This is a genomic window from Neptunomonas concharum (genome assembly GCF_008630635.1).
GTDB classification, from domain to species: Bacteria; Pseudomonadota; Gammaproteobacteria; order Pseudomonadales; family Balneatricaceae; genus Neptunomonas; species Neptunomonas concharum.
The window spans coordinates 3,487,487-3,513,324 of record NZ_CP043869.1 but is presented as its reverse complement, the minus strand read 5'-3'; the positions used below and the strand labels follow the sequence as shown (position 1 = coordinate 3,513,324).

27 protein-coding genes are annotated in these 25,838 nt (G+C 46.9%); 10 read left to right on the top strand and 17 right to left on the bottom strand.

The window, feature by feature from the left end; all coding sequences use genetic code 11:
- The first annotated feature begins 177 nt into the window (after positions 1-177).
- Positions 178-1,197: a TRAP transporter substrate-binding protein gene (locus F0U83_RS16705; RefSeq protein ID WP_138986646.1), complete on the top strand. Its 1,020-nt coding sequence runs from the start codon at positions 178-180 to the stop codon at positions 1,195-1,197.
- Between the two features lie 204 nt (positions 1,198-1,401).
- On the opposite strand, the gene F0U83_RS16700 is transcribed toward F0U83_RS16705, so the two are convergent.
- The gene (locus F0U83_RS16700) at positions 1,402-2,781 is read right to left on the bottom strand and encodes a TRAP transporter large permease (RefSeq protein ID WP_150036819.1); all 1,380 of its coding nucleotides are present in this window, start codon (positions 2,779-2,781) and stop codon (positions 1,402-1,404) included.
- Positions 2,778-3,329, bottom strand: a complete 552-nt coding sequence (locus F0U83_RS16695; RefSeq protein WP_138985875.1) for a TRAP transporter small permease subunit — start codon at positions 3,327-3,329, stop codon at positions 2,778-2,780. The genes F0U83_RS16700 and F0U83_RS16695 overlap by 4 nt, the downstream gene beginning before the upstream one ends.
- A gap of 171 nt (positions 3,330-3,500) precedes the next feature.
- Here F0U83_RS16695 and F0U83_RS16690 point away from each other — a divergent pair, with 171 nt between their 5' ends.
- The 5 genes from F0U83_RS16690 to F0U83_RS16670 all read left to right on the top strand — a co-directional run bounded on the left by F0U83_RS16690 (position 3,501) and on the right by F0U83_RS16670 (position 6,663).
- Positions 3,501-4,106, top strand: a complete 606-nt coding sequence (locus F0U83_RS16690) for a YjaG family protein (RefSeq protein ID WP_138985874.1) — start codon at positions 3,501-3,503, stop codon at positions 4,104-4,106.
- Positions 4,107-4,165: 59 nt separating this feature from the next.
- The gene (locus F0U83_RS16685) at positions 4,166-4,366 is read left to right on the top strand and encodes a hypothetical protein (protein WP_338036379.1); all 201 of its coding nucleotides are present in this window, start codon (positions 4,166-4,168) and stop codon (positions 4,364-4,366) included.
- 20 nt (positions 4,367-4,386) lie between these two features.
- Positions 4,387-4,809 carry a hypothetical protein gene (locus F0U83_RS16680; protein WP_138985872.1) on the top strand — a complete coding sequence of 141 codons (423 nt, stop codon included), beginning with the start codon at positions 4,387-4,389 and terminating at the stop codon, positions 4,807-4,809.
- A gap of 207 nt (positions 4,810-5,016) precedes the next feature.
- A complete protein-coding gene (locus F0U83_RS16675) occupies positions 5,017-6,006 on the top strand; it encodes a GTP-binding protein (RefSeq protein WP_138985871.1) in 990 nt (329 codons plus the stop codon).
- A gap of 6 nt (positions 6,007-6,012) precedes the next feature.
- Positions 6,013-6,663 (top strand): DUF8082 domain-containing protein, encoded by a 651-nt coding sequence (locus F0U83_RS16670; RefSeq protein WP_138985870.1) that lies wholly within the window; start codon positions 6,013-6,015, stop codon positions 6,661-6,663.
- A gap of 10 nt (positions 6,664-6,673) precedes the next feature.
- Here the strand turns inward: F0U83_RS16670 and F0U83_RS16665 are convergent, their stop codons facing one another.
- Positions 6,674-7,627, bottom strand: coding sequence for an NADP-dependent oxidoreductase (locus F0U83_RS16665; RefSeq protein ID WP_138985869.1), 954 nt, complete (start codon positions 7,625-7,627; stop codon positions 6,674-6,676).
- 134 nt (positions 7,628-7,761) lie between these two features.
- On the opposite strand from F0U83_RS16665, the gene F0U83_RS16660 reads away from it, so the two are divergent.
- Together F0U83_RS16660 and cysZ are read left to right on the top strand one after the other, a co-directional pair.
- Positions 7,762-7,989, top strand: coding sequence for a hypothetical protein (locus tag F0U83_RS16660; protein ID WP_138985868.1), 228 nt, complete (start codon positions 7,762-7,764; stop codon positions 7,987-7,989).
- 8 nt (positions 7,990-7,997) lie between these two features.
- The gene (cysZ, locus tag F0U83_RS16655) at positions 7,998-8,741 is read left to right on the top strand and encodes a sulfate transporter CysZ (protein ID WP_138985867.1); all 744 of its coding nucleotides are present in this window, start codon (positions 7,998-8,000) and stop codon (positions 8,739-8,741) included.
- Here the strand turns inward: cysZ and phoR are convergent.
- The 4 genes from phoR to F0U83_RS16635 form a co-directional block, all read right to left on the bottom strand.
- Entirely contained in the window at positions 8,738-10,027 is a 1,290-nt protein-coding gene (gene phoR / locus F0U83_RS16650; protein ID WP_138985866.1) for a phosphate regulon sensor histidine kinase PhoR, read from the bottom strand. The genes cysZ and phoR overlap by 4 nt on opposite strands.
- Before the next feature lie 25 nt (positions 10,028-10,052).
- Positions 10,053-10,748: a phosphate regulon transcriptional regulator PhoB gene (phoB, locus tag F0U83_RS16645; protein WP_138985865.1), complete on the bottom strand. Its 696-nt coding sequence runs from the start codon at positions 10,746-10,748 to the stop codon at positions 10,053-10,055.
- 76 nt (positions 10,749-10,824) lie between these two features.
- Positions 10,825-11,715, bottom strand: coding sequence for a 4-hydroxybenzoate octaprenyltransferase (ubiA, locus tag F0U83_RS16640; protein ID WP_138985864.1), 891 nt, complete (start codon positions 11,713-11,715; stop codon positions 10,825-10,827).
- A gap of 18 nt (positions 11,716-11,733) precedes the next feature.
- Entirely contained in the window at positions 11,734-12,279 is a 546-nt protein-coding gene (locus F0U83_RS16635; protein ID WP_170221675.1) for a chorismate--pyruvate lyase family protein, read from the bottom strand.
- Positions 12,280-12,379: 100 nt separating this feature from the next.
- On the opposite strand from F0U83_RS16635, the gene F0U83_RS16630 reads away from it, so the two are divergent.
- Positions 12,380-12,955 (top strand): DUF1415 domain-containing protein, encoded by a 576-nt coding sequence (locus F0U83_RS16630; protein ID WP_138985863.1) that lies wholly within the window; start codon positions 12,380-12,382, stop codon positions 12,953-12,955.
- Positions 12,956-12,966: 11 nt separating this feature from the next.
- Here F0U83_RS16630 and F0U83_RS16625 read toward each other — a convergent pair whose 3' ends face one another.
- The 6 genes from F0U83_RS16625 to F0U83_RS16600 form a co-directional block, all read right to left on the bottom strand.
- Complete coding sequence (locus F0U83_RS16625; RefSeq protein ID WP_138985862.1) at positions 12,967-14,481, bottom strand: diguanylate cyclase; 1,515 nt, start codon at positions 14,479-14,481, stop codon at positions 12,967-12,969.
- A gap of 187 nt (positions 14,482-14,668) precedes the next feature.
- The gene (gene phoU / locus F0U83_RS16620; protein ID WP_138985861.1) at positions 14,669-15,403 is read right to left on the bottom strand and encodes a phosphate signaling complex protein PhoU; all 735 of its coding nucleotides are present in this window, start codon (positions 15,401-15,403) and stop codon (positions 14,669-14,671) included.
- Positions 15,404-15,461: 58 nt separating this feature from the next.
- Positions 15,462-16,295, bottom strand: a complete 834-nt coding sequence (gene pstB / locus F0U83_RS16615; protein ID WP_138985860.1) for a phosphate ABC transporter ATP-binding protein PstB — start codon at positions 16,293-16,295, stop codon at positions 15,462-15,464.
- A 39-nt stretch (positions 16,296-16,334) separates the two neighbouring features.
- Positions 16,335-18,023, bottom strand: coding sequence for a phosphate ABC transporter permease PstA (gene pstA, locus F0U83_RS16610; protein ID WP_211343593.1), 1,689 nt, complete (start codon positions 18,021-18,023; stop codon positions 16,335-16,337).
- Between the two features lie 27 nt (positions 18,024-18,050).
- Positions 18,051-20,324, bottom strand: a complete 2,274-nt coding sequence (locus tag F0U83_RS16605; RefSeq protein ID WP_138985858.1) for an ABC transporter permease subunit — start codon at positions 20,322-20,324, stop codon at positions 18,051-18,053.
- Between the two features lie 146 nt (positions 20,325-20,470).
- Positions 20,471-21,442, bottom strand: a complete 972-nt coding sequence (locus F0U83_RS16600; RefSeq protein WP_138985857.1) for a PstS family phosphate ABC transporter substrate-binding protein — start codon at positions 21,440-21,442, stop codon at positions 20,471-20,473.
- Positions 21,443-21,647: 205 nt separating this feature from the next.
- On the opposite strand from F0U83_RS16600, the gene F0U83_RS16595 reads away from it, so the two are divergent.
- Positions 21,648-22,031: an acyl-CoA thioesterase gene (locus F0U83_RS16595; RefSeq protein ID WP_138985856.1), complete on the top strand. Its 384-nt coding sequence runs from the start codon at positions 21,648-21,650 to the stop codon at positions 22,029-22,031.
- A gap of 15 nt (positions 22,032-22,046) precedes the next feature.
- Here F0U83_RS16595 and F0U83_RS16590 read toward each other — a convergent pair whose 3' ends face one another.
- From F0U83_RS16590 to uvrD, 4 genes are all read right to left on the bottom strand, one after another.
- The gene (locus F0U83_RS16590) at positions 22,047-22,634 is read right to left on the bottom strand and encodes a DUF938 domain-containing protein (RefSeq protein WP_138985855.1); all 588 of its coding nucleotides are present in this window, start codon (positions 22,632-22,634) and stop codon (positions 22,047-22,049) included.
- Between the two features lie 3 nt (positions 22,635-22,637).
- On the bottom strand, positions 22,638-23,204 hold the full coding sequence (locus tag F0U83_RS16585) for a lysophospholipid acyltransferase family protein (protein ID WP_138985854.1): 567 nt from the start codon (positions 23,202-23,204) through the stop codon (positions 22,638-22,640).
- Positions 23,205-23,261: 57 nt separating this feature from the next.
- Positions 23,262-23,525 (bottom strand): DUF3144 domain-containing protein, encoded by a 264-nt coding sequence (locus F0U83_RS16580; protein ID WP_138985853.1) that lies wholly within the window; start codon positions 23,523-23,525, stop codon positions 23,262-23,264.
- A 91-nt stretch (positions 23,526-23,616) separates the two neighbouring features.
- Positions 23,617-25,824, bottom strand: coding sequence for a DNA helicase II (uvrD, locus tag F0U83_RS16575; RefSeq protein ID WP_138985852.1), 2,208 nt, complete (start codon positions 25,822-25,824; stop codon positions 23,617-23,619).
- Positions 25,825-25,838 lie beyond the last annotated feature (14 nt).

Genomic DNA, 25,838 nt, shown 5'->3' with positions numbered 1-25,838 from the left:
TTCTGGGTATTACCACGTACGTAATAAAAGAGCTGTTCCGAGTCATTGCAGGGGCTTATAGTGCATGCTATGTTCAATCCGCTATACTCATTAAAAACAATAAAGGGAGTAGACCTAGTGAAGCGTCGTTAATTTCTTAAAAGTGCTGGAGCTGCGACGGTAGCAACCGGTGCTCTAATGTCTACGGCTGCCAAAGCTGCGCCAGAATTTAAATGGAAAATGGTTACCACCTGGCCAAAAAACTTCCCTGGTCTGGGAACAGGTGCTAACAATCTAGCAAAACTGATCGGTGAGATGACCGGTGGCCGTGTACAGGTAAAAGTATACGGAGCGAAAGAACTGGTAGGTGCATTGGAGATCTTCGATGCGGTATCACGTGGAACCGCTGAAATGGGGCATGGGGCCTCATATTATTGGAAAGGTAAGAGTCGTGCTGCTCAATTTTTCGCTGCTGTACCTTTCGGTTTGACTGCTCAGGAAATGAACAGCTGGTTGTACCATGGCGGCGGAATGGAGCTATGGGAAGAGATCTATGCTGAATTTGGCTTGGTCCCAGGCGCTGCGGGTAATACTGGTGTGCAGATGGGCGGTTGGTTCAACAAAGAAATTAATACTGCTGACGACCTGAAAGGTCTGAAAATGCGTATCCCAGGTTTAGGTGGCGAAGTGCTTAAGCGTGCAGGCGGTACCCCTGTCCTGTTGCCAGGTGGTGAGATCTTCCCATCTTTACAGTCTGGTGCAATCGATGCCACAGAGTGGGTAGGTCCTTACAATGATGTAGCGTTTGGTCTGCACAAAGCGGCTAAATACTACTACTACCCAGGCTGGCATGAGCCAGGTACAACGCTGGAATGCTTTATCAACAAAGAAGCGTTTGAAAAGCTGCCTGCTGATCTGCAGATTATTGTACGTAATGCGATTCGCGTTGCTAACCAAGATATGCTGGCGGACTTCACAGCGAAGAACAACCGTGCGTTGGAGCAGTTGGTAAACGAGCACAATGTTGAATTGCGTAAGTTCCCTGATGAAGTGCTGCAGAAGCTCAAAGATCTGTCTGATAAAGTCGTATCTGAAGAAGCTGCGAATGATGAGAAGACAAAGAAAGTATTCGACTCGTTTGTTAAGTTCCGTGATCAGGCGACCAAGTGGCATCAAGTTTCTGAACAGGCATACTTGAACGCACGTAACCCGCTGTAATAGGTTACCTGTTGAGAGTTTAAACGCTCTCTTACAGTCCTTTAAAAACCCTGCCTTGGCAGGGTTTTTTGCGTTTGAGCGACCACCCAACAGACCTAACGAGAAGAATTATCTGCGATATCCAACTCACGTATTGTATCGCATATAAAAAAATACCCGCATCGAACGATGCGGGTATTTAAGTTAGTTATCAGGTTTTATCTATCAGCCATAGACGACTTCAGGCAGCCAAGTTGCCAAGCTTGGCCACAAGGCAAGGAGTCCCAGCATACAGAGCTGAATAATGATGAAAGGTACAACACCCCTATAAATCTGCATCGTACTAATAGACTCAGGCGCCACACCGCGAAGATAAAAGAGTGCAAAGCCAAAGGGTGGTGTCAGGAAGGAGGTCTGTAAGTTCAGAGCAATCATAATGCCTAACCAGACAGGATCGAGCCCCATTGCCAAAAGAATTGGGGCAACGATGGGAACAACCACGAAAGTGATCTCAATAAAGTCTAAGAAGAAACCTAAAAGGAACATCACCAACATAACGACGGCCAGTGCACCCCATACACCACCAGGCAGGTCGGTTAGGAAGTCTCTCACCATATCATCGCCACCGAATCCGCGGAAAACGAGAGAAAAGATAGAAGCACCCACCAATATGATGAATACCATAGAGCTGACTTGCGTCGTAGAGCGCATCACTTCTTGCAGTACGCTGAGGGAGAAGCTGCGTTTAGCCATAGAAAGAATGATAGCACCAACGGCACCAACCGCGGCTGCTTCGGTTGGTGTCGCTAGACCACCAAGAATCGAGCCTAGTACCAAGCCGATAAGAAGAATCGGGGGAAATAGAACGGTAAGCACTTTACCCCAGATATTTTCAACTGCATCGCGCTCCTCTTGAGGGATAGCAGGGACGGAACTGGGAGATACGACAGCCTTAAATATAATATAAAGGATATAAGCGACTACCAGTAATAAGCCAGGAATCAAGGCACCCAAAAACAGATCACCAACGGTCACGGTTTCAGGTGAGAAAATCCCTTGGTCGATTTGCGATTGCTGGTACGCTGAGCTGATCACATCGCCCAGTAAAACTAAAACGATAGACGGTGGAATAATCTGTCCCAGCGTACCGGAAGCACAGATCACCCCGGTCGCAACTTTAGGATCATAACCACGACGTAGCATGGTAGGTAGTGATAGAAGCCCCATGGTCACAACGGTTGCTCCCACAATCCCTGTGCTGGCGGCTAACAGCATACCTACGACTGTTACGGATATACCTAAACCACCTCGCATAGGCCCAAACAAAATGGACATCGTATCTAGCAGCTCTTCCGCTATCTTCGACTTCTCCAGCATAACGCCCATAAAGACAAATAGAGGAACGGCGACCAGTACCTCGTTGTTCATAACGCCGAACAACCGGTTGGGAATCGCCTCAAGGAACACACTATCAAAATGCCCTGTTAAAGCACCGATACCCGCAAAGACAAGACCTGTACCTGCCAAGGAGAAAGCAACCGAGTAGCCCATTAATAAGACAAAAACGGCAGCAAGGAATAGAAATAAAGAAAGGTACTCAATCATATTGCATGCTCCGTGACATCTTCTTCAAGCAAATGCCCCTGTCCGGATAGCACGAGTATACAGCGGAACAATTCAGCGATACCTTGCAGCACCATTAAGATGGGCATCGCAATTAAGGCGGATTTCAGTATATAGCGGTACTCAATACCTCCAGCTTCCTGAGAGCCTTCCATAAGAGACCAAGAGGTTGCTACATATTCCCATGAGATATAGCCAATAAATAAGGTCACAGGGAAAAGCAAAAAGAGGATACCGATGATATTGATAATCGCTTTACCGCGCTCACTGAGCGGCCGGTAAAAGATATCAACGCGTACATGTCCATCATGCTTTAGGGTATACGCGGCCCCTAATAGGAAGACAAAACTATGCATGTAGATAATCGATTCTTGAAGCGCGATGTTACCGGTTTCGAACACATAGCGCATGACAACAATGACAAAAGTAACAATAACCATCAGTAGGGTCAGCCAGGATATGATCCGGCCAGTCCATTCACTGAGACTATCGAGTAGTCTGACGCTCAGACTTAGAAAATTGCTCTGCATTATTCTTCTCGTTCTGGCAAGTTTGTTAATAAAGTGGTCACTGATCAAAAGTATAACAACAATATCCCGTTATATTTATCCGTATTTCCACCGGTTTACTACGCAGGAAGGCTGCAAAATCATTGAAAAGGCTTACAATAGGCCTAGTTAACCATCAACACGGGACCTGACATGACAGATAGATTGCCAGTAGAGTCGCAACTGCGTTCATTGGATCATAAGAAGTTAGCTGCTTACTGTGCAGCATTGACCGAACGGCAGTTTCCTAATTTTGCACTCTTTAGCAAGCTGGTGGAGTTTGGTGACTTCAAACAGCTGGAAACCATTCTGGATGGTGTCTGGCAGTCACTGATACCTGGTGGTGCTCAAATGAACTTTGAGGTGCAGTTGGATAAAGTAGAAGCCAACATGCCTGACCTTGATACTTTTGAAATGTATGGCGCTTCACCTGCATTGGATGCCGTGGTCTCTCTCTACTCTACGCTGGTATGCATCCTAGAAGCGGATGTTGATGAAGCGGTAGCCGTTGGTAATGTATCCCGAGAGTGTGTCGCGATGTTTATTGAGGTTTCAGAAGGTGATGATCAGATGTCGGATGAGGAGATCATCCGGTTTATTACCAATCATGAACTGATGCTCCAGGAAGATGAATTTCAAGAAGAAGTTGTTGAGCGTCTCACCCAGGTGAAGCAAATGGACAAAGCGTTTATTCAAAACTTGAGAGTGCTCGCTCGTAATGAGGGCGTTAGTAATATTGGAATTAGTGACGACGCCTAATGTTAAAACTTGGACTCACGTTATTGATAATACCTTGCCTTGCATTAATGGGGGGGTATATGTATGAACAATCATTGGTGGACGATTGTTTGGATATAGGTGGTTCTTTTGACTACCAAAATCTCATGTGTGATATGCAAAATAAACAGCCGTTTATACCCTATATGGCACGTTACCCTCTGTTTGTGAATGGGGGAATGCTGTTATCCGTATTGGGTGTTTTTATGACCGTAATTGGGCTTTATAGACCTCGCAGATAAAGCTATAGGGATATCTAACTTTGAAAAAAATACTGCTTATCTCTCTGGGTATTATCGTCGTGCTAAGTGTGTTGGGCTGGCTCAACCGGGAAAGCTGGCTGGCAGACTTTAATGCAGACCGTGCTTACCAAACAGCGGAATTTAAAAAAAGCGGTAGGCTGTTTGGGCAAGAGAATGACCAACAGGCATGCTTAGATAAAACCCTTCACTCGTTTGATGGCTGTTTAGGATTTAGTTGTACTGTTAATCAAGGTATTTTTCTTAGAGCTTGCCTTAGTGTAGCCAAAGCAAGCCCGGATTTCTGTGAAGGCGTGCCGCCTTATCGTGAGAAGCCAACAGAAGATGATAAATCTTGGGCTAAATATTATTGCTGGGACCGTAATATCCGTGGAGAAGGGTGTCGCTTGTTAATGAAACAGCAACAGTTTTTTTGTAGCCAATAAGTAACAGTTTTTGTGCTTTTACAACCTATGTTGACACTTATTTCACTAAGAACTTCATTTCTTTAGACTTATAGGCTATTTTTTAATCTCTGCTGAATAACACTTCTTGCAGAACACTGACGCGATTTCAATTGAGTGAGCGCGTTCACACAATAATAATATTAGCTGCTTTCGTTCGCCCAAGAACGAATCGCAGGGCTGCTGCGCATGGACTATCATAAATTACTCTTTATTGGCCCAGTAGGGGCAGGTAAGACTTCCGCTATTCGCTCGATAAGCGATGAGCATAAGAATATCGAAACAGAAGCAAAAGCTTCTGACATGACGGGCTTAAGAAAGGCGACCACTACGGTTGCAATGGACTATGGATCGCTCACACTCAGTGATCAGGAAGTGGTTCAGCTTTATGGCACGCCGGGACAGGCTCGTTTCAAGTTTATGTGGGATTTACTAGCGAACAACCTAGCTGCAGATTGTGCTGGTATTGTGTTTCTAGTGGATAACACACGCAATTATCCCATGAAGGACTTACGCTACTATGCCCATGAGTTCTCTGAGTTAATTGCTCGAAAACAAGTCATCGTGGGGGTAACCCGCTCAGACTTAAGGGACCACCCAACACTGCTGGAGTACGAACAAACATTGCAGGAGATGGGTATCGATGCGCCAGTTCGTTTTATCGATGCACGCCGGGCGGGCAGCGTATTACCTCTGGTTGAGGAGCTACTCAGAGGGAAAACAGAGTATAGCGAATGGTCGGAACTGATCAATCAAGCAGCGCAAAGGGATAGCGAGATAACCTTTGATGAAGTGGAGGAGGAAACGGACGACACCCACTTTGCTATTCAGGAATATCTGGGAGAAGAGGTCGTAATGAAGGACTCTATCATAGATGATGTAATGAACTTTAAGGGTGTCCGTGGCGCTGTTTTGACAGATGAAATGGGCGATATCGTCACCTCTTCCATTGAAACTAGCGAGGTGAATGACTTTGTTGGTTTTGTTGCTGGTGTTGTCAAAGTATTTGAAGAGGTTTCGGATCTCGGGCAAGTTCAAAGTATTATTTTGAAAAGCAATACAGAGGATAACCTATCGGTTTTCTTAGGCGGGGAGCAGGCTCTGGGAATTCAGTCTTCAAACCGGGTATCGGTAAGAGCATTAAAGCAGCAAGTTGATGACTTGTTGCAATGGGGCTGATGAGATATGGATAAAATACTGAAAGACTTAGAACTTTTTGGTGGTATCCATCATAGCTTCATACTCAAAGGCGATGAAAAGCAGGCATCGACCTTCCCAGATATTTTGGAAGAAAATATGGTGGGAGCTTGCCGTGTTATCAACCAGATTTTTATGGCGGTTGAAGGCATGGGTGGGGACCATAAAGAGATCAATATCGAGTTAGAAGAGAACCTATTGATTGGTTATCACGTCGCAGATGAAACCATCTTGGTATTGTTAACCGATAAAGATGTGAACTTAGCGTTGATCAATACCAGTGCACGTTCAGCTTTGCCGAAAATAGCTAAGCAGGTGCTTTCTCCTCAGGCAAGTGAGCCGCCTGTGGTACAAGCACAAGCAGGGGGTAATACGGCTAAAGCGGCAAGACCACAATCCGAGGCCGAGTTGCGAGCGTTAATGGATCAGCTACAAGAAGGTTTAGCTGAGTTTATCGGGCCAGCAGCGGGTATAGTATTTGATGAGGCTTATGAGCAATGGAAAGCACAGCATGGTGTTTATCGAAATAAAATTGCTGAGCTGATTAAAGTGTTGGCGGTTGAAATAGATGATAAGGCTGATCGTAGTCGCTATCTACAATCAGCCGTTAATACCGTGCGAAGCTTCTCAAGCCGATAAAGGTAATACGCTATAGCGTTGGCTGGGATACGGTTAAAACGACCTTGCCTCGGGTATGTCCTGAGGCAATATCCTTGAACGCTTGTGCCGCTTCTGAAAGAGAGTAACTTGTGGCTAGGTGCATTTTTAACTCACCTTCTGCTACTAAGCTTGCCAGTATGGATAACTGTTGGGCATTAGGTTCTACTCGAATGGGTAAAACCTGTTTGCCTTTCGCCTGACCTGCGGCAATTACCGCATCTTTTGTAACGCTAGGTAGCGTCACTAAGCACCCACCCTCAGCCAGATATTCAACTGCGTCGATACCTGTATCACCACCGACACCATCGATAATAAGATCAAAGCGACGATCACCACTCAGGCTGTCCGCTTGGTGATAGTCTAACACTTCATCGCATCCAATAGATGTTAGGAAGTCATGATTGCTTGAAGAGGCCGTACCGGTAACATGAGCACCTTTCCATTTGGCTAGTTGAACCGCTAGGTGCCCAACGCCACCAGCGGCAGCGATAATTAGAACCTTTTGTTTAGGCTTAAGTGCTCCTTTATCGAAGAGCGCTTGCCAAGCCGTTAATCCCGCTAGCGCTAATCCACCCGCCAGTTTTAAGTCAACCGAGGGTGGGAGCAAAGAGATCTGTTCGGCAGGCACGGCAATCTGTTCGGCGTAACAGCCAGCGGCTTCGGGAAAGCGTACGAAACCAAATACACCATCATCAGAGGTAAAGCCACTCACGTCGCTCCCACAGGCAATCACGTGCCCTGAAAACTCCCAGCCTGGTACAAAGGGAAGGTCACCAATAAAGGGTGCTGCTCCGCCACCGCTACAGGTCTTCCAATCAATGGGGTTAACCCCAACGGTATGCGTTTGTACAAGGACCTCTCCAGCTTTCAGCTGGGGTTCGGAGATATCCTCATAAACTAATGACTCAGGACCACCAAAAGCATGTATACGAATCGCTTTCATTATTATCACCTGTTTGAAAAATAGGGAACTGCGGCCAAAGTGGCAATGTCACAGAGACTAACGTTGCAGCTTGAACAAAGCAATTCTGGTAGGCTAGTTGCCTCACATTTGGGGATATTTGTAAGAGAGCATTTATGTACTATCTAGCAATACTAGAAACGATTCTGTTTTGGGGCGGCCTGCTGGTTTTTTTAGTGTCGTTGGCGATGTACGCCGGGAGAACGAAAGACTTCAAGTCTTTAATCATGTTTTGGCAACCGACCATTGCTTATAACGTCGTGGAATTCAAAGTTAACCGCACCGGCTTAGGTATGATGTTGATCGCCATTGTGATTCGATTTGCAGTGCATTTTTTAGCGTAGGAGAAAAAATGAAAGGTAATCCTGTTAAAGGTAGTGGTTATTTACTGAGAGGCTTCAGTATGCTTCCTGAACCTGGTATTCGACGTTTTGTACTGATTCCCATGATCATCAATATCTTTCTCTTTTCCGGTGCGATCTGGCTCTTGGTGAATGAGTTTGATGGATGGGTTAACTTTTGGTTGTCGAAACTGCCTTCTTGGTTATCTTTTTTAGATTGGCTCTTGTGGCCGTTATTTGCATTGCTGGTTTTGGTTTTTGTTTATTACGGTTTCTCATTAGTCGCGAATCTTATTGCTGCGCCTTTTAATGGTTTTCTTTCTGAAAAAGTAGAGAAAATGAAGCGTGGTGCAGTGATGCAGGACGAGGGTTGGAAAGGGCTAATTGCGATGATCCCTAGGGCTCTGCAGCGTGAGTTGGCGAAAATGGCTTATTACATTCCACGATTGTTTTTACTGCTGATCTTCAGTTTTATTCCGATCATCAATGTGATTGCGCCTTTTCTTTGGTTTCTTTTCGGAGCTTGGATGATGGCAATTCAGTATTGTGATTATCCGATGGATAACAACAAGGTGAGCTTCCGTCAGATGAAGATAATGCTGGCCGAAAGGCGACTGACATCTGTCAGCTTTGGCGCATTGGTTCAGTTGGGAATGATGATTCCTTTAGTTAACTTGATTGTTATGCCAGCGGCGGTGATTGGGGCAACACTCTATTGGATTGAGGAACATGTTGAGCGAGCAAGCGCTCACTAATGGGTTGTCAGCATGTCCACAGGGAAGTGGCAGATAAACGTGCTGCCATAGCCAATTTTACTCTCTATGGTTAGGCGAGCGCCGTGCCTTTGCAGGGCATGTTTGACGATCGCCAGCCCTAAGCCTGTTCCCCCAGTAGAGGATGAACGGCCCTCATCCACACGATAAAAGCGCTCAGTGAGTCTTGGGATGTGAATGGAGTCAATCCCTAAGCCATCGTCTGAAACGGAAACATGCCCACCCTCTAGATCAACCCACCACCGGATGGTTATATGTCCATTTTCCGGAGTATAGCGCACAGCGTTAAACACCAAGTTTGAGAAGGCGCTGTGTAGTTCTTGAGCTTGGCCTAGCAGGTCGTGATTCGATTCGACTTCTAGTGAAATTGTATGATGCTTATCACCGGAAAGTAGGAGAGCATCAGTACGAATAGCCTCTAAGACTTTATGAATATGAATAGGGTTCTCATCCGGTATATGCTGGCTGGCTTCTAGGCGAGATAGCAGTAACAAGTCAGCAACCAGGCTTTCCATGCGTGTAGCTTGTATTTGCATTTGCGTCAGAGCGCGATTCATCGGTTTGGGCAGCTCTTGGTCTAAGAAGGTTTCAAGATAGCCACGGATAACGGTGAGTGGGGTGCGAAGCTCATGGGAGGCATTGGCAACAAAGTCCTGACGGGTCTGCTCCAGTCTCACTAGGCGTGTTATATCTCGGGCGACCAACAGACGGTCGCTGATACCAAACTCTGTAATATGGTATTGCAGTACTAATTCACTATTGATGGGGCTAGATAGCTGCAAAGGCTCTTCATAGTTACCTTTTCGATAATAACGTATAAAACGAGGGTCTCTAAGCAAGTTCATAACTGGCTTACCCCGGTCTGATACGGATTTTAAGCCTAGTAAGTGATCTGCAGAACGGTTCCACCACTCTAAATTATTCTGATTATCAATAATTACGACAGCATCCGTTAGCGCTGAGGATGATTGTTGGAAACGGACGATGACATCCTTTAGTTCCCTAGTCCGTTTTTTATAACGTTTTTGTAAGCGTGCGAGATCATCAAAAATATCGCCCCAGTGGCCTGTAGCTTCTGGAGGGGAAGGTTCACTAGAGTCGTGTAGCCAGCTTTGAAGTTTTTCCATATGGCGAATTTGAATGGTTGCCCATATCAGCAAACCAATAACCAACCCCCAGCTCATAGAGCCTACAGCGAGGCCTAATGTAGCGGTAACCACCGTGATGATAAGCAAGCTACTTATAGCGGCATGTCGGGATTTTTGCATTGATTAGCAACGTCCTAGCGAAAAATCAGGCAACTTGTGTAGAAAAACGATAGCCTGTTCCTCGAACTGTTTGTACCAAGTGGTCATGTTGAGCGCCTAAAGCTTTACGCAGTCGGCGGATATGTACATCTACGGTACGTTCTTCAACATAAACATTCCCTCCCCATACCATATCTAATAACTGGCCACGGGAGTAGGCACGATCTTGGTGGGTCATAAAGAACTGTAGCAGACGAAACTCAGTCGGGCCAAGCTCTATTGGTTTTTCGTTAGCGGTTACTCTGTGTGAGATAGGATCAAGGGTTAGGCCCTCGACAGATACGGGCTCTTCTATTCCTTTTGGTGTTGCTCTACGTAGAACGGCTTTAAGTCGTGCAACCAACTCGCGAGGAGAGAAAGGCTTAGTGATGTAGTCATCTACGCCTGCTTCCAGCCCTTTAACTTTGTTTTCTTCCTCACCTTTTGCGGTAAGCATAATAATAGGGATATCAGCGGTGACTTCATCTTTGCGCAGTCGGCGAGCCAGTTCGATACCACTCATGTTGGGCATCATCCAATCCAGCAGAATCATATCGGGCTTTTGATCTACGATCATGGCATGTGCTTCTTGGGCACTCTCTGCTTCCAGACAGTCATAACCGGCCATTTCGAGAGCTACCGCGATCATTTCCCGGATGGGTGCTTCGTCATCGACGATAAGTACTTGTTTGCTTGCAGACATATTAGCCGCCTCTACGCTTAAAATAAGACGGGAGTATTACAAACATTTTTTATGACAATAATGTTACAGGGTGATACTAAATTGTCATATAGTGAATCAATATACCGACAAATACGACCATTCCTGCATAGTGATTATTTAAAAAGGCTTTAAAACATGCCTCGCGCTCGCGACTCCGAATTAGCCACTGTTGGTAGCAAAAGAGTCCAGCTGCTACAGCAACGCCAATATAGTAGGGCAATGATATGGACAACTGTAGGCCTACGATGACCAAAATAACGAGGGTTAATATCTGAAGTATACCGACAATGAGCTTATCTAAATCGCCAAACAAAATGGCTGTTGATTTGACGCCAATCTTTAGATCATCATCACGATCCACCATGGCATACATCGTGTCGTAGGCAATCGTCCAAAGAATTTTTGCAATATAGATTAACCAGGCGATGGTAGGTACGTCTTCACTGACGGCGGTGAATGCCATTGGGATCGCCCAACCAAAAGCGGCACCAAGGACCACTTGGGGAAGGTGGGTGTGGCGCTTCATAAAGGGATAAAGTGATGCCAGAAATAGGCCGCCAAAGGACATGGCTATTGTCATTGTATTGGTGAATAACACCAAAATAAACGCGCTTATCATTAAAAAGGCAAACAGCGCTAAGGCTTCTTTGCTACTTATTTTACCTGTTGCCAAGGGGCGTGCGGCGGTGCGTTTAACATGGCCGTCAATCTTTCGGTCGGCAAAGTCGTTGATCACGCAGCCGGCTGAACGAGTTAGGAAAACCCCACCGATAAAGATGATTAGCAGTTTGATGTCGGGGACGCCATCTGATGCAATCCATAGTGCCCATAAAGTAGGCCATAGCAGCAAGTAACTACCAATGGGGCGATCAAATCGTGTGAGATCGATATAAATTGCCAACCGTTCTCGTAAAGACAGTGAAGAATTAGCGTGAGTATCTTCCATGGTTTTTACCTAAGAGACTTATGGGCGGTAGTTTACCTGCTCCAGCGCTGGGAGAAAAACCTCGCACACTAATAATGGCTTGCCTGACAGATAAAACTTTGAGCGGCGAGCCCACACGGATTGATCTTCAGGAAGGGATAAGCGGCTGATCTCTAACGGCCCTCGTTTCATGGTAGGGTCTCTAAAAAGTACGCTACCCAGAGAGCGCGAACCGACATGATTGAGTTGGCGCTCTTTACCTGTGAGTGTTGATGCCGGAATCACTGATCGGGCATACACCCAGGTTTGTTCTTTGCCCATCAGGCGAACTTCACGAATCAGGGCGAGTTGTCGAAAAGAGATGCCCAACGCTGATGCTTCCGAGCGGGTAGGTCTTGCCCATCCTTGTCGCACCACTTCGACCCTAAAGTGCCCTTCACTGGCTTGAATCAAATGCTGGGTTAGTGATGCTCGGTCTGTTAACCAGCGCTGCCAGCAAAGTGGCGCATGAATACGGCTTAAGCGCCTTAACGCTGTCCAACGCGTATCAAAATTCATCGATGTCAGAGCTGTAGGGATTGGCACAACGACTTCCTTATACAAACTGTTATTTATTTTACCCTTATCTGCCGTGAAACAATATCTTAGTCTGGCACGATGACATTGATTCAATTAGGATGCGGACATGCAAAATCAAAGTTCTCTATACACAGTTGAAGAAGTCGAAGCACTGACCCGCCAGTGGGTTGAGACCATGGTCGTTGGGTTGAATTTGTGCCCGTTTGCTGCGCCTGTCGTTAAAAAAGATACGTTGCGTTACGCCGTCACAGAGGGACAATCCGAAGAGGACTTAGCCCATGCTTTCTTATCTGAGCTGGAAAAGATCCAGAAAGCCAACGAAGTCGATATAGCGACCTCGTTAGTGATTATGCCCAAGGCCTTGACCGACTTTTATGATTATTTGGATATGTTGGCGGTCTTTGAAAATCTATTGAAAGTGTCTGGTTTGGAAGGCACATTTCAGTTAGCAAGCTTTCATCCCAACTACCAGTTTGCAGGTGTTGCAGCAGAGGACTTGAGTCATTGGACTAATCGCTCCCCTTTTCCTATGGTGCATATTATCAGGGAGGGGCAGATGGAGAGAGTGTTGGCTCATTACCCAGATCCAGATGCTATCCCTGAGCGTAATATTAACCTTCTGCGGGAGTTAGGTCGTGAAGAGCTTATCAAGCGCTTTCCCCCTTTTGCAGAGTATACCTAGGCACTCGTCTTTCACGCGGCAACAATGACGCAGTTTCTGGTCGATTTTTTCCCCTTATAGAGCGCTTTGTCAGCAAGCTCCACTAGCTCATGTGGGCTGTTAGCGGAAGAGGGCACCATCGTAGCAGCACCTTGGCTGACAGTAACCACTAAGCCTGTACTGGAACGATCATGCGTGATACCTAGCGCCATCACTTGATCCCGTATGGCATTCGCGACCTTTTTCGCGCCAGCTTTATCGGTATCAGGAAGTAAGACAACAAACTCTTCCCCACCATAACGACACACGGCATCATGGGAGCGATTGACGACACTGGCCATTGTGGTTGCCAGGCGGCGCAAGCAGCTATCACCGGCTAAATGGCCGTAGCGGTCGTTAAAGGCTTTAAAGTGATCGACATCGACCATAATGAGCGAGAGAGGCTGCCGTGTTCGGGAGCTACGTCGCCATTCCATCTCCAAAATTTTCTCAAACTCGCGACGGTTATTAACGCCCGTTAAGCCATCTATACGTGCAGAACGCTCTAAAATATCCCGGGAGCGTTTCAGCTCCAGCATCATGCGAATTCGGGCACGTACGATCCCCGCTACCCGACCCTCAATAATGTAATCCGATGCGCCATTAGCATAAGCTTGCAGTTCTAATTGGTCATCGTTTGGTGCACCAATTAAGGCGATGGGGATAAAGGCATTGTGAATCTTTTGAATGAGTCGCTGGCACATCAATAGGTTGTTAAGGCCATCATCATTGGCATGAATCAGTATAAGGTCCGGTGTTTGTTCAGGGGATTCTAGGTGCTGCTTTAAATCTTGAAGGGATGCAGGTAACAGCAGGTTATAATCGGCACGTAGTGCATCCATCACTTGCCATACAGGCGAAATACCATCGCTTGCGAAAACGGCAATGTTGTGGCGATCCGAGTATTTCTGACTCTGACGAGAATCAAATTCGATTTGACTATCGCTGCCTTGTAAAAACGCCTGTAACTCTTCTGTTGAGGCAAGGCCGATCAGTTTTCGTTTATCTGGCGCTAAGATAACAGGCACTTTTGATTGTGTTGAGATACTTTCCCACGCATCTTGCCACTCATCTAAGATCTCCTCGCACTCCATATCGATAGAAAGCTCGGTGGGTAATCCTGCTTTTTCCAAGCACTCAAAGATAACGGTAGGGCTAGCGATATCCAGTCCATCCACCCATAGGGCTTTATAGAAAAGGTCACGAAACACAAAAGCTTTGTCGGAGTTTATTTGTTCAGCGGCGATAACACATAGAATAGCAAAACGGCTATCGGGGCGTTCAGGCGGCAACGCAATGGCAACATCATTGGCATAGCTGCGCACAGAAAAGACATCACTCGCCAGCTCCGTTAACATGTCCGGAGTATTGCCGTAAAGACCGATATCCTGTGCGTGCTCCACTAGGCGATACTCGACCTGATCAAACAGCTCTAGCTGTTTCAAACGCTCGTGGAGTGCGTAGCTATAGGGGCAGTTTAGATCCCCATAAACAATATATCGACTCATCGTTAGGACCTTAGCTCATGTTGTTATTCTGATCGCTGGTCTAGATGTTATCGGCAAACAGATCTAAAACTTTTGGAGAAACGAGGCGAGCTTGATGGGGGGGGGAGATGAGCTTACAAGCCCTTATAAGAAATATGAAAGCGGCCGGCAAATAACCGGCACGCTTTATTGCAAGGTATGCAGGTAGCTATTGGTCGTCGTCGCTAACACCAATGGTCTGCTTCATTTCTGAAAGTGATTGGTGGCGTACATCTGTGCCGCTAACCAGATAGATCAAATGCTCAGCCATATTACGGGAGTGGTCGCCTATACGCTCCAGACTGCGTAGTACCCATATAACATTTAGACAGCTAGAGATGGCGCGAGAGTCTTCCATCATATAGGTCATCAATGAGCGCATTGCGGTACGGTATTCTTGATCAACGGCTTTGTCCTGCTTAGCAACATGGTAAGCCATTTCTGTGTCATTACGGGCGAAAGCCGTAAGCACATCTTTTACCATAGAGCGGACAAGGTTACCGATGTGGCGGATCTCTTGGTAGCCGCGTTGGGATTCACCTTCTTCCACCAGCTCAATCGCATGGCGGCAGATACGACTGGCTTCATCACCCATACGCTCCAGATCGTTGACGGCTTTTGATATCGCAACAATCAGGCGTAAATCGCTAGCAGCGGGTTGGCGACGAGCAATAATGGTGGTGCAGCGCTCATCGATCATCAGCTCCATTTCATTGGTCTGCTTGTCAACACGGCGCGATTGCTCTGCGAGCTCTGCGTCTCCTGTTAGGAGGGCTTCAATGGCGTCATGAACCTGACGCTCAACAATACCACCCATCGTGAGAAGTTCGGTACGGATCTGCTCCAGTTCATCATTGAACTGTTGAGAGATATGGGTAGAAAAGTTGTCCTTATTGAGTTCCACGATTTTGGTACTCCGTCATATTAGTTATTTTACAGACTGCAATTAGAGAGAACAGCGCTTAGCCGTATCGTCCTGTAATGTAATCTTCGGTCTGCTTCTTCTCTGGATTGGTGAACAGGGTATCGGTTACACCAAACTCAATGAGATCACCCATATACATGAAAGCAGTATAGTCTGAAACACGTGCTGCCTGTTGCATGTTGTGGGTTACGATAACAATCGTGAAGTCGTTCTTCAGCTCATGGATGAGCTCTTCAATCTTCAGCGTGGAAATAGGATCCAGAGCAGAAGCTGGCTCATCAAGCAGCAAGACCTCAGGTTTTACCGCAATGGTGCGAGCGATAACCAAACGTTGCTGCTGACCGCCCGACATACCTAACGCACTCTCATGCAATCGGTCTTTGACTTCTTCCCAGAGCGCTGCAGATTTGAGCGCCCATTCGACGGTTTCGTCAATTTCACGCTTTTTGTTGATGCCTTGAATACGTAAACCGTACGCAACATTTTCATAGATCGATTTGGGGAAAGGGTTAGGCTTTTGGAAAACCATACCCACGCGACGGCGTAAGTCAGCCACTTCGACCGTACGATCATAAATATTGTTGCCATCAAGAAGAATCTGCCCCGTAATGCTGCAGCCATCTACCAGGTCATTCATACGATTAAAGCAGCGCAGCAGGGTGGATTTACCACACCCAGATGGGCCGATAAAAGCGGTAACGCGCTTCTTCGGTATATCCATGTTAATGCCGTGCAGTGCTTCTTTATCATCATAAGCTAAGCGCAAGTCTTTAACTTGCAGCGTTGTCGTTTCAGTGCTCATGCTCAAATTACGAGATTCACGCTGCAACGAGGAGATATCCATGCCGTGAGTTTTAGCGTTCGTGGTCATCTTCATTTAAACCTTTTCAAAGTTATTCGTTTAACAGCGTTACATTTCAAGCGATTTGTATTTTTCGCGCAGGTGGTTACGTATCTGTACTGCCGAGATGTTTAACAGTGCAATAACCGCCACCAATAACAGAGCTGTTGCATACACCAAAGGGCGTGCGGCTTCTACGTTGGGGCTTTGGAAGCCTACATCATAGATATGGAAGCCTAGGTGCATAAATTTCTGATCCAAGTGTAAGAACGGGTAGTTTCCATCCAAAGGCAAGCTTGGTGCTAATTTAACGACGCCAACCAACATCAGAGGAGCAACCTCACCGGCAGCACGGGCAATAGCAAGGATAACACCTGTCATCATAGCGGGGCTGGCCATCGGTAACACCACTTTCCAAAGTGTTTCAGCTTTTGTTGCCCCTAGCGCTAGTGATCCTTCACGGATAGCACGAGGAATGCGGGTTAAGCCTTCTTCAGTAGCAACGATAACCACAGGAACCGTAAGCAGCGCCAGTGTGATCGAAGCCCACATAAGTCCACCGGTACCAAAGGTTGGTGACGGTAATGCTTCAGGGTAGAAGAGGCGGTCAATATTTCCACCCAAGAAATAGACAAAAAAGCCTAAGCCAAATACACCATATACAATGGAAGGTACGCCAGCTAGGTTGTTCACTGCGATACGGATCAGGCGAGTCGTGAAGCCTTGCTTCGCATATTCTCGTAGGTAAACCGCAGCAATTACCCCAAAAGGCGTAACCATAACTGACATGATGATTACCATCATGACTGTACCAAAGATTGCAGGGAAGATACCGCCTTCTGTATTGGCTTCGCGAGGCTCGTCAGACACAAATTCCCAGATTTTGCTGGCATAGTGTCCAAGCTTATCGCCAATACTCATATCGTTAGGGCGAAATGCCCGAACAATTTTCGCGACAGAGATGGTTATCGTTTGGCCGCCAGAAACCTCAGCCTCGATGCTGTCACGATTGATCTCATTATAAAGTGCCAACAGTTGGCTTTGCAGGCCTTCATACTCGGCATTGAGCTGATTACGTTGTGCTTCTATTTTTGAATAGGGAGCAGGGTCATTAACCTCTTTCAGTGTTAAAGAGCGCTCCTGTAAGCGTAATCTTTCAATCTCATGGTTGATGGCACCAATTTCATGTTTTTCGATCTTGTAGATCTCTTCATGGATCGATAGTGCGCGATCAATGCTGGCTTCAAAGGCTTCCCACAACGCTAGGTGCTCGGGTGTTTTTTCATAGCCATCATACTGCTTAACAATCGTATCGCCTTCTCTAAGCGCACGCAGATAACCATAAAAATTACCCCATTCACGTCTTTCTGCCGCAAACAACATCTCTGGATAGGCTTGCTCAGACAAGTTGTTTGCTAATACCCAAGTAAAGTCGGTGCCGCCAACGTCTCGGTTACCTACCTTCATCAGGTTACGGCGCATAAACTCCATACCCTCAGGGACATTAACGCCTACATCACGCAGTTGTTCTGCTGGTACGTTTTCAGAGTCAACCACTTCGCCAATGACGCGGGTTTTCTGATCATTTACGCTGTATGTGGCTTGCAAGATATCGGCAGGCCAAAAGTGCCCTAAACCTCGAACAGCGATCAAGGCCAACAAACCGACCACCATGATAATACAGATGGCGACAGCCCCGGCGTTTAACCAAACCCATGGTGAACCGGACTTCGTCCATTCAGTAAAAGAGACTTTCATCGTCTTTATTCCTCAAACATCAATGGGTTACAGTGAACCGTACTTTTTACGTAAATGCTGTCGTACCAGCTCTGCCAAGGTGTTCACAACAAAGGTGAACAGGAAGAGCACAAAAGCAGCAAGGAACAGAATTCGATAGTGAGTACTACCCACTTCTGATTCAGGCATCTCAACCGCGATGTTGGCGGCTAGGGTGCGCATACCTTCAAAAATATTCATATCCATGATCGGTGTATTACCTGTTGCCATAAGTACGATCATGGTTTCTCCGACAGCGCGCCCCATACCAATCATCAGCGCTGAGAAGATACCTGGGCTGGCAGTTGGAAGCACAACGCGAGTCAGTGTTTGCCAAGGTGTTGCACCAAGCGCTAATGAGCCGTAGCTCAAATGTTTAGGCACTGCAAAGATCGCATCCTCTGTAATAGAGAAGATGGTAGGAATAACAGCAAAGCCCATGGCAATACCGACAACCAATGCGTTACGTTGATCGTAGGGAATACCCACTTCGTTGCTGATCCATAGGCGCATATCGCCGCCGAACATTAACACTTCGATACCGTCTGCTACCGATAAGCTAAAGAGTGTAGCAAGGATGACAACAGGGACAAGGAGTGCTGCATCCCAGCCTTCAGGAATCAGAAAGCGGATACGATTAGGAACTTGTGCCCAAACAAACCCGAATGCCACAATGGCAATGGGGACAAGCAGGATTGTGACAAAAATACCGGCGAGCTGGTCTTCCATGAACGGTGCTAGCCAAAGACCGGCTAAGAAACCTAAGATAACCGTCGGAAGTGCTTCCATCAATTCGATAAAAGGCTTCACCTTGCGACGCATAGCCGGGACCATGAAGTAAGCGGTATAGATGGCACCACAAATAGCTAAAGGCGTTCCGAGAAGCATGGCATAAAAAGCTGCTTTCAAGGTGCCAAATGCCAATGGCATTAAGCTATATTTAGGTTCGAAGTCGTTATTAGCGGCAGAGGATTGCCAAATAAACTCAGGTTCTTCATAGCCTTCATACCAGACTTTTTCCCAAAGAGCAGACCATGAAATATCAGGGTGCTCGTTATGTATTGCCCAGAGGCTCATGACGCCATTCTGTTCTAATAACAAGGCATTAGAGCGAGGTGCATAAGCGATACGATCAGCAATTGTTTGCGTGATGGTTTCTGTTAATGACTTACGTGCAGCCGTTGTGTTGAACAGTCTTAGTGTGCCGTCGGCGTCTAATGAAGCAAACCCTTTACGGCGATGTTCAATAGCCATATCGACGATTGGGCTTTCGCCACCTTCAAACTCACGAATTCTTGTCAGTTTCCAGTCGGTTGCTTCGTCCCGAACAAGGAACCATTGAGAAATCTTTCCATTAGAATCACCAATCAGGACAGCGTTACCACCCAACAACATTTGGAAGCTTGTGATTTCCCCTTTGGTTACCTCAAGTACTTGAGTGGTTTGTGGCCCGCCTTGTGCTTTGAGGTCAACTACGGCAAGTTTGCTTTTCCCTGCGATCATTAACCAACGACGGTCTGGGAATAACAGTAGATCTTGTGCTTTAAGGTTAAACGACGGTAGCGTGTCGGTTTCTGAGGAAACGTCTACTTCACCCGTCATCATATTTTCTTCTACGGTAAGTTGGGTCTGCTGCAGACCTGTTTCGTCTCCGCCTACGAAGTTCCAGCTTTCCTCATTATGGGAAACACTAAGTAACTTAAGTGGCTTGTCACCAACTTTGATGGGGGCTTCCCCAACAGGGTATTTAATGGATGGGGTAATAAGACGTACGCCGTTCGGGTAGGTCGACTTATAGTCGTGCTTAAGTACCAGCGCTTCACCGTTACTAAAACCCAAAGCGAAAAGATGCTGAGCCTCTGAGATAACCGCGTGGCTCTCGATACGGCTACCGGCAGGAAGCTTAATCTGTTGCTTTTGGATAGTTTCCCCAGTGCGAACATTGAAGAATATCACTTCCCCTGAATCGGAAACACGCAAGCCAATCTCTGCTTGCTCTTCCATCGCTAGATAAAGTGTCTTACCTGTACCAGGGGCAGCATAATCTTCAATCTGCTGTTCGTTTACTTTCCACTTTTCTATCTGAGCTGATTGGAAAAGGGGAGCCACTTCATACAGGAGATAGAAAAATATCAATAGGATCGCAATGATGACGCTAATGCCGCCAAACGCGATACCCATGGTAGCCAGTTTGTCCTTCAATGCTCGCACCTTACGCAAACGTTTCTGCGCAGGGGTATTGAAGTCTATCTGAGGAGGGTTGGATGTGTTTTCAATACTCATGGGAGTTTCAGTCCTAGTGGATCCATGATGACAGTGATCGCAAGGATAAAGTCTTTATGTGACACTAATATTACAGTGCGTTATAAACGCCAAAAGGGAGTACCTTTCGGCACTCCCTGCGTCAGCGATTGTCGCTGGTTTGAGTCTTATAGACCCAAATCAGCCATCTGCTTCTCTACTACTTTCGCAGGCAGAGGGATGTAGCCATCTTTGACGACTACTTCCTGACCTACTTTAGCCATTACCATTTTCAGGAACTCACGCTCCATAGGTGGCAGTGCTTGGCCAGGCTTTTTGTTCACATAAACCCACAAGAAGCGAGACAGTGGGTAAGTACCATTTACAGCATTTTCAGGCGTTGCTTCTACGAATGCATCACCTTCTTTTTTCGCTAATGGCAAAGCGCGAACAGATGAAGTTTTATAACCGATACCTGAGTAGCCTAGGCCGTTCAGGGATGTAGAAATTGACTGTACAACCGAAGCTGAACCAGGCTGTTCGTTTACATTGTTTTTGAAGTCGCCTTTACATAGCGCTTTGGATTTGAAGTAACCGTACGTGCCTGATACAGAGTTGCGACCGAACAGCTGAATGCTCTTGTCAGCTAATGTTCCTTCAACACCTACTTGGCCCCAAGTTGTAGCATCTTCAGTAGCTCCGCACTTACGCGTAGAAGAGAAGATTGAGTCAACCTGTGGAATTGATAAGCCTTTGATTGGGTTATCTTTATGAGCGAAAACCGCCAAGGCATCAATTGCTACGGCAACCGGTGTAGGCTTATAACCGAATTTCTTCTCGAATGCTTCGATCTCTTTATCTTTCATCTTACGAGACATTGGACCCATGTTAGAGGTACCTTCAGTCAGCGCAGGAGGAGCAGTTGAAGAGCCTGCAGCCTGGATCTGAACGTTCACGTTTGGATACATACGTTTGAACTCTTCAGCCCAAAGAGTCATCAGGTTCGCCAGCGTGTCAGAACCAACGCTAGACAAGTTTCCGGAAACACCAGAAGCTTTAGTGTAAGTTGGTAGATTCTGATCCAGTAGATCAGCAGCGTTAGCAGTCAGGCAGGTAGCTGTCATAGCTACAGCGGCGAATAACTTCTTCATTGGTTTCATCACTTGCTCCAAAGAGACAATGGGTTTAATAAATGGAATGAGCGTAATATAGGGCGGGTTTGTGACAAGAATGTGACAGCGGCATCGATATTATATGTGGAGCTTTATAAAAAGATCGGTTTTTGATGCGGCTCGTTTAGACTTTCGTATAGAATCCAATATCTATGTTAGCCCATAAAAATAGCAAAGTGGCGTCTGTAACCATATGAATGATGAAATAGAATTAACGCCGACAGGCGAGTTAACGCTCAAGCGCCCGGCTGATCATACAGCGACGAATATGTTTGGTGATGTTTACGGCGGTTGGGTTGCATCACAGGTGGTGCTTGCTGCTGAGATGCGAGCAGGCCGGGATACCGCCGGTCGTGTAGCAACCGTGTCCGTGGGTGAGATGGAGTTTATGTCGCCGGTGCTTGTCGGTACGGTTCTAAGTTTCTATACCGATCGTATTGAAACAGGGAGCAGCTCTATCCGTATTCGTATCGAGGTGTGGGGGCGTTGTCCTGATGGGCGTGCGCTAAGAAAAGTTACCGAAACAGAGTGTGTGCAAGTAGCGATTGATGAAGAAGGGCATATTCGCACCATCTGATGTAACTTTTGGCGATTATCCGCGCTTAAATACCAAAAGCTGATTATTGGCGGGCATGGAAATATCAGTGTTTAAGGTAAAGCCTTGTTGTTCAGCTAGCTGTGTTATTACGTTGATATCACGAATTCCACTGAGAGGGTCTCGTGCTTTAAGCCATTGATCAAACTGTGCATTGCTGGTCGATGTATATCGGCCTTGGTAGCGAAAGGGGCCATACAGAAACAGTCTTCCAGAAGCATGAATAGCTTTTCCTACGCCGAGAAACAGGTTTTCAACGGCACTCAAGCTCATAATATGCAGTGTATTCGCTGTAAAGAGCGCATCATAGTGGTTATCAGGCCAATGGTGGTTAACATTCAGAGTGTAAGGTTCAAGAATGTTTTTGTGTCGGTGCTCTTTCAGGTTTGTCTGCAATGCCGCTAAATAGGGAGCCTGCTCTGTCGGCTGCCAAAAAAGGTGCGGAAACCGCTTAGAAAAAAAAAGGGCATGCTGTCCTGAGCCGCTGCCCACTTCAAGGACTGAGCAGATATCCGACAGATAGACAGATAAAGCATCAGCAATGGGTTCTTTATTGCGCTCACAAGCTTCGCTAAAGTTCAGCATCCATCACAACTCTTCAAATGGGCGATAAAATTCGCGGATCTCCACCATATCTGCATCGTAACTACCGCTGGTGTTGATAATTTTTCCGATGCCTGCGCAACGATTTTTATAATCCACAAAGCCTAATGCTAAAGGAACACCGGCCCCATGGGCAATATGATAAAAGCCAGACTTCCAAGCTCGCACTTTTGCGCGAGTGCCTTCCGGTGCCATCATAATACGTAGTTCTGAGTATTGGGCAAATGTTGCTACGGTGGCGGCCACCATATTATTCGACTGAGAGCGATCCACAGGTATGCCGCCCATCCAGCGCATGAGCCCTCCAAAAGGGAAGCGGAAAATGCTGCTTTTACCAACCCAATGCAAGCTGGTATCGAGTGAGAAGGCGACCATTAAACTGACAGGCATATCCCAATTTGTGGTGTGAGGGGCTGCAATGATCACACATTTTTGGAGTTCTTTAGGAATCCCCCCCGTGACTTTCCAGCCGAATAGCTTAAGTAAAAACTGCGATAGCCCCCTCAAAAGTGGACGGGCTATCGGGGAGTTAAACATCGTGCGGGTTTGCATAGCCGGAAGCCTTATAATAGAGCCGTCGCTGTCTTCCTGACTTGTGACGCGGAATTATCAGCTAGCTTTCGCGGCTGCTTTTTTAACCTCTTGAATATAGGTGAGGTTCTCTTTATAGCGAGCAGCTACTTTGTCGACCCCTGCCTGTTGGAGATAGCCTTGATCTCCAGCCACGGTATAGGTGGTGTAAATGCCAGATGCACTCATCAATGCGGCGGCAATAAGCTCAATGTCGTGTCCTTTATCTTTTAGCTGGTTGGCGAGATCGATAAATTGAGTGGTTACTTTGTTGTGTTCGTCGCGGGTATTTTTTTTAGCCAAAATGGTCACCAGTTGCTTCTTAAAAAGAAAATAAATATAGGTTAGGCAGAATTGTCTCTGAAATGTTCATGCTTTGCCACTATCTTAGGACCTAAGCGGGTTCTAGTTTAGCAAAGCCCAGCACCAGCCATTTCATACCTTCGCTGTCAAAGTTGACTTGCACGCGAGCCTTTGGGCCGTTGCCTTCGCAGTTTAATACGATGCCTTCACCGAAGATCGGGTGGCACACTCGCTGCCCGATATAGATAGGTGGAGTGCCATCGTCCTGCTGCACGTTATTGAATAAACCGTTAGACGAGTTGCTATAGTCATTGCGTGCGGTCATTGGTCGACTCACCGTTGCGTTAAGACGAACCTCTTCCACTAATTCCAGAGGTATCTCTTGGATAAAGCGCGATGGACGGTTGTAGTTATCTTGGCCATGCATACGGCGTGCTTCGGCATAGGTAAGAAACAGCTTTTGCATGGCGCGAGTGATGCCTACGTAGCAAAGACGGCGCTCCTCTTCCATACGCCCCGGCTCTTCTGCCGACATGCTGTGGGGGAATAGTCCCTCTTCCATTCCGGCCAAAAAGACCAAAGGGAACTCCAGCCCTTTGGCTGAGTGTAAGGTCATCAGCTGGACGCTGTCTTGATGATCATCAGCTTGCGCTTCGCCAGCATCAAGGGCTGCCTGATCAAGGAATGCGGAGAGTTCAGTAACATTTTCCTCTTCTGCCGTGGCTTCCCACTGACTAGTAAACTGTTTGGCGGCGTTGATCAGTTCTTCCAAGTTTTCTAGGCGGGACTGAGCTTTGTCGCCTTTCTCTTTCTTGTGGTGCTCGATTAGCCCGCTAAGTTGAATCGCATGGTCTGTCAGTTCGTGTAACGAGGTGCCCGTGGATTCGGTATCGATCCGATTGATAATATCTAAAAACGCCTGCAGTGCAGAAAGCGCACGTGCGGGTAGTTTTTTGTACTCTACCACTTCATTGGCGGCGCGCCACATGGGGATATTTTCTGTTCTGGCTTGTTCGCGAACAACTTCAATCGTTCGCGTGCCAATACCGCGAGTAGGAACATTAATAATACGTTCCATAGCGGTATCATCATCGCGGTTAGAAACCAATCGTAAATAGGCAAGTGCGTTCTTGATTTCAAGGCGATCATAGAAACGATGGCCGCCATAAATGCGGTAAGGCACGCCACTGCGGATCAGCGCTTCCTCTAAGACCCGTGATTGGGCATTGGAGCGGTAAAGAATAGCTGACTCTGCGCGAAGACTCCCGTTCTCTACCCATTTCTGAATTTGCCCGACAATAAAGCGGGCTTCATCTTGCTCATTGAAGGCTGAGTAGAGGGATATTTTTTCGCCATCTTTACCCTCGGTCCAGAGTTGTTTGCCCAAGCGTCCGCGATTGTTTGCGATAACCGCGTTGGCCGCTTCCAAAATCGTTTGAGTGGAGCGGTAGTTTTGTTCTAATCGAATAACCTCGGCACCAGGGAAGTGCTCCGGTAAATTTTGGATATTTTCAATGCGGGCGCCACGCCAGCCATAAATGGACTGATCGTCGTCGCCAACCGCCATCAGTTTACGATCATTGCCCGTCATTAAACGTAGCCATGCGTACTGAATAGCATTGGTATCTTGGAACTCATCTACAAGGATGTAGCGAAAACGTTCCTGGTAGTGACGAAGCAATGTTGGATTATGATCTCTCAAAAGCTCAAGGCAACGAAGTAGAAGCTCGCCAAAATCGATCATGCCGCCACGATCACAGGCGTCTTCATAGGCCTCATACATGCCGATCATCATCTTATCGTAGGGGTCGCCGGTTCGCTCGATATGTCGGCTGCGCAGCCCTTCATCTTTCTGTGCATTGATGTACCACTGAAACTGACGAGCAGGCCAACGGTTCTCGTCCAGATTCATCTCTTTGCAGAGTCGCTTGATCAGGCGTAGCTGGTCTTCGCTATCCATAATCTGGAAGTTCTCATTAAGCCCTGCGTCACGCCAATGAGCACGTAACAAGCGATGAGCAAGCCCGTGAAAGGTGCCGACCCACATGCCGTGTGGGTTAACGCCAAGTAGCTCTTCAATACGACCACGCATTTCTCTAGCGGCCTTGTTGGTGAACGTTACCGCCATAATGGAATAAGGTGACATACCCTCGGTTTGTACTAACCAACCGATGCGATGCACCAATACGCGGGTTTTACCTGAACCTGCACCGGCCAATACTAAGAGGTTTTGTACAGGTGCTGTTACAGCAGCCCGTTGCGCGTCGTTTAAACCATCAATGATTGCTGTAACGTCCATCCGCTTGAGGTGAT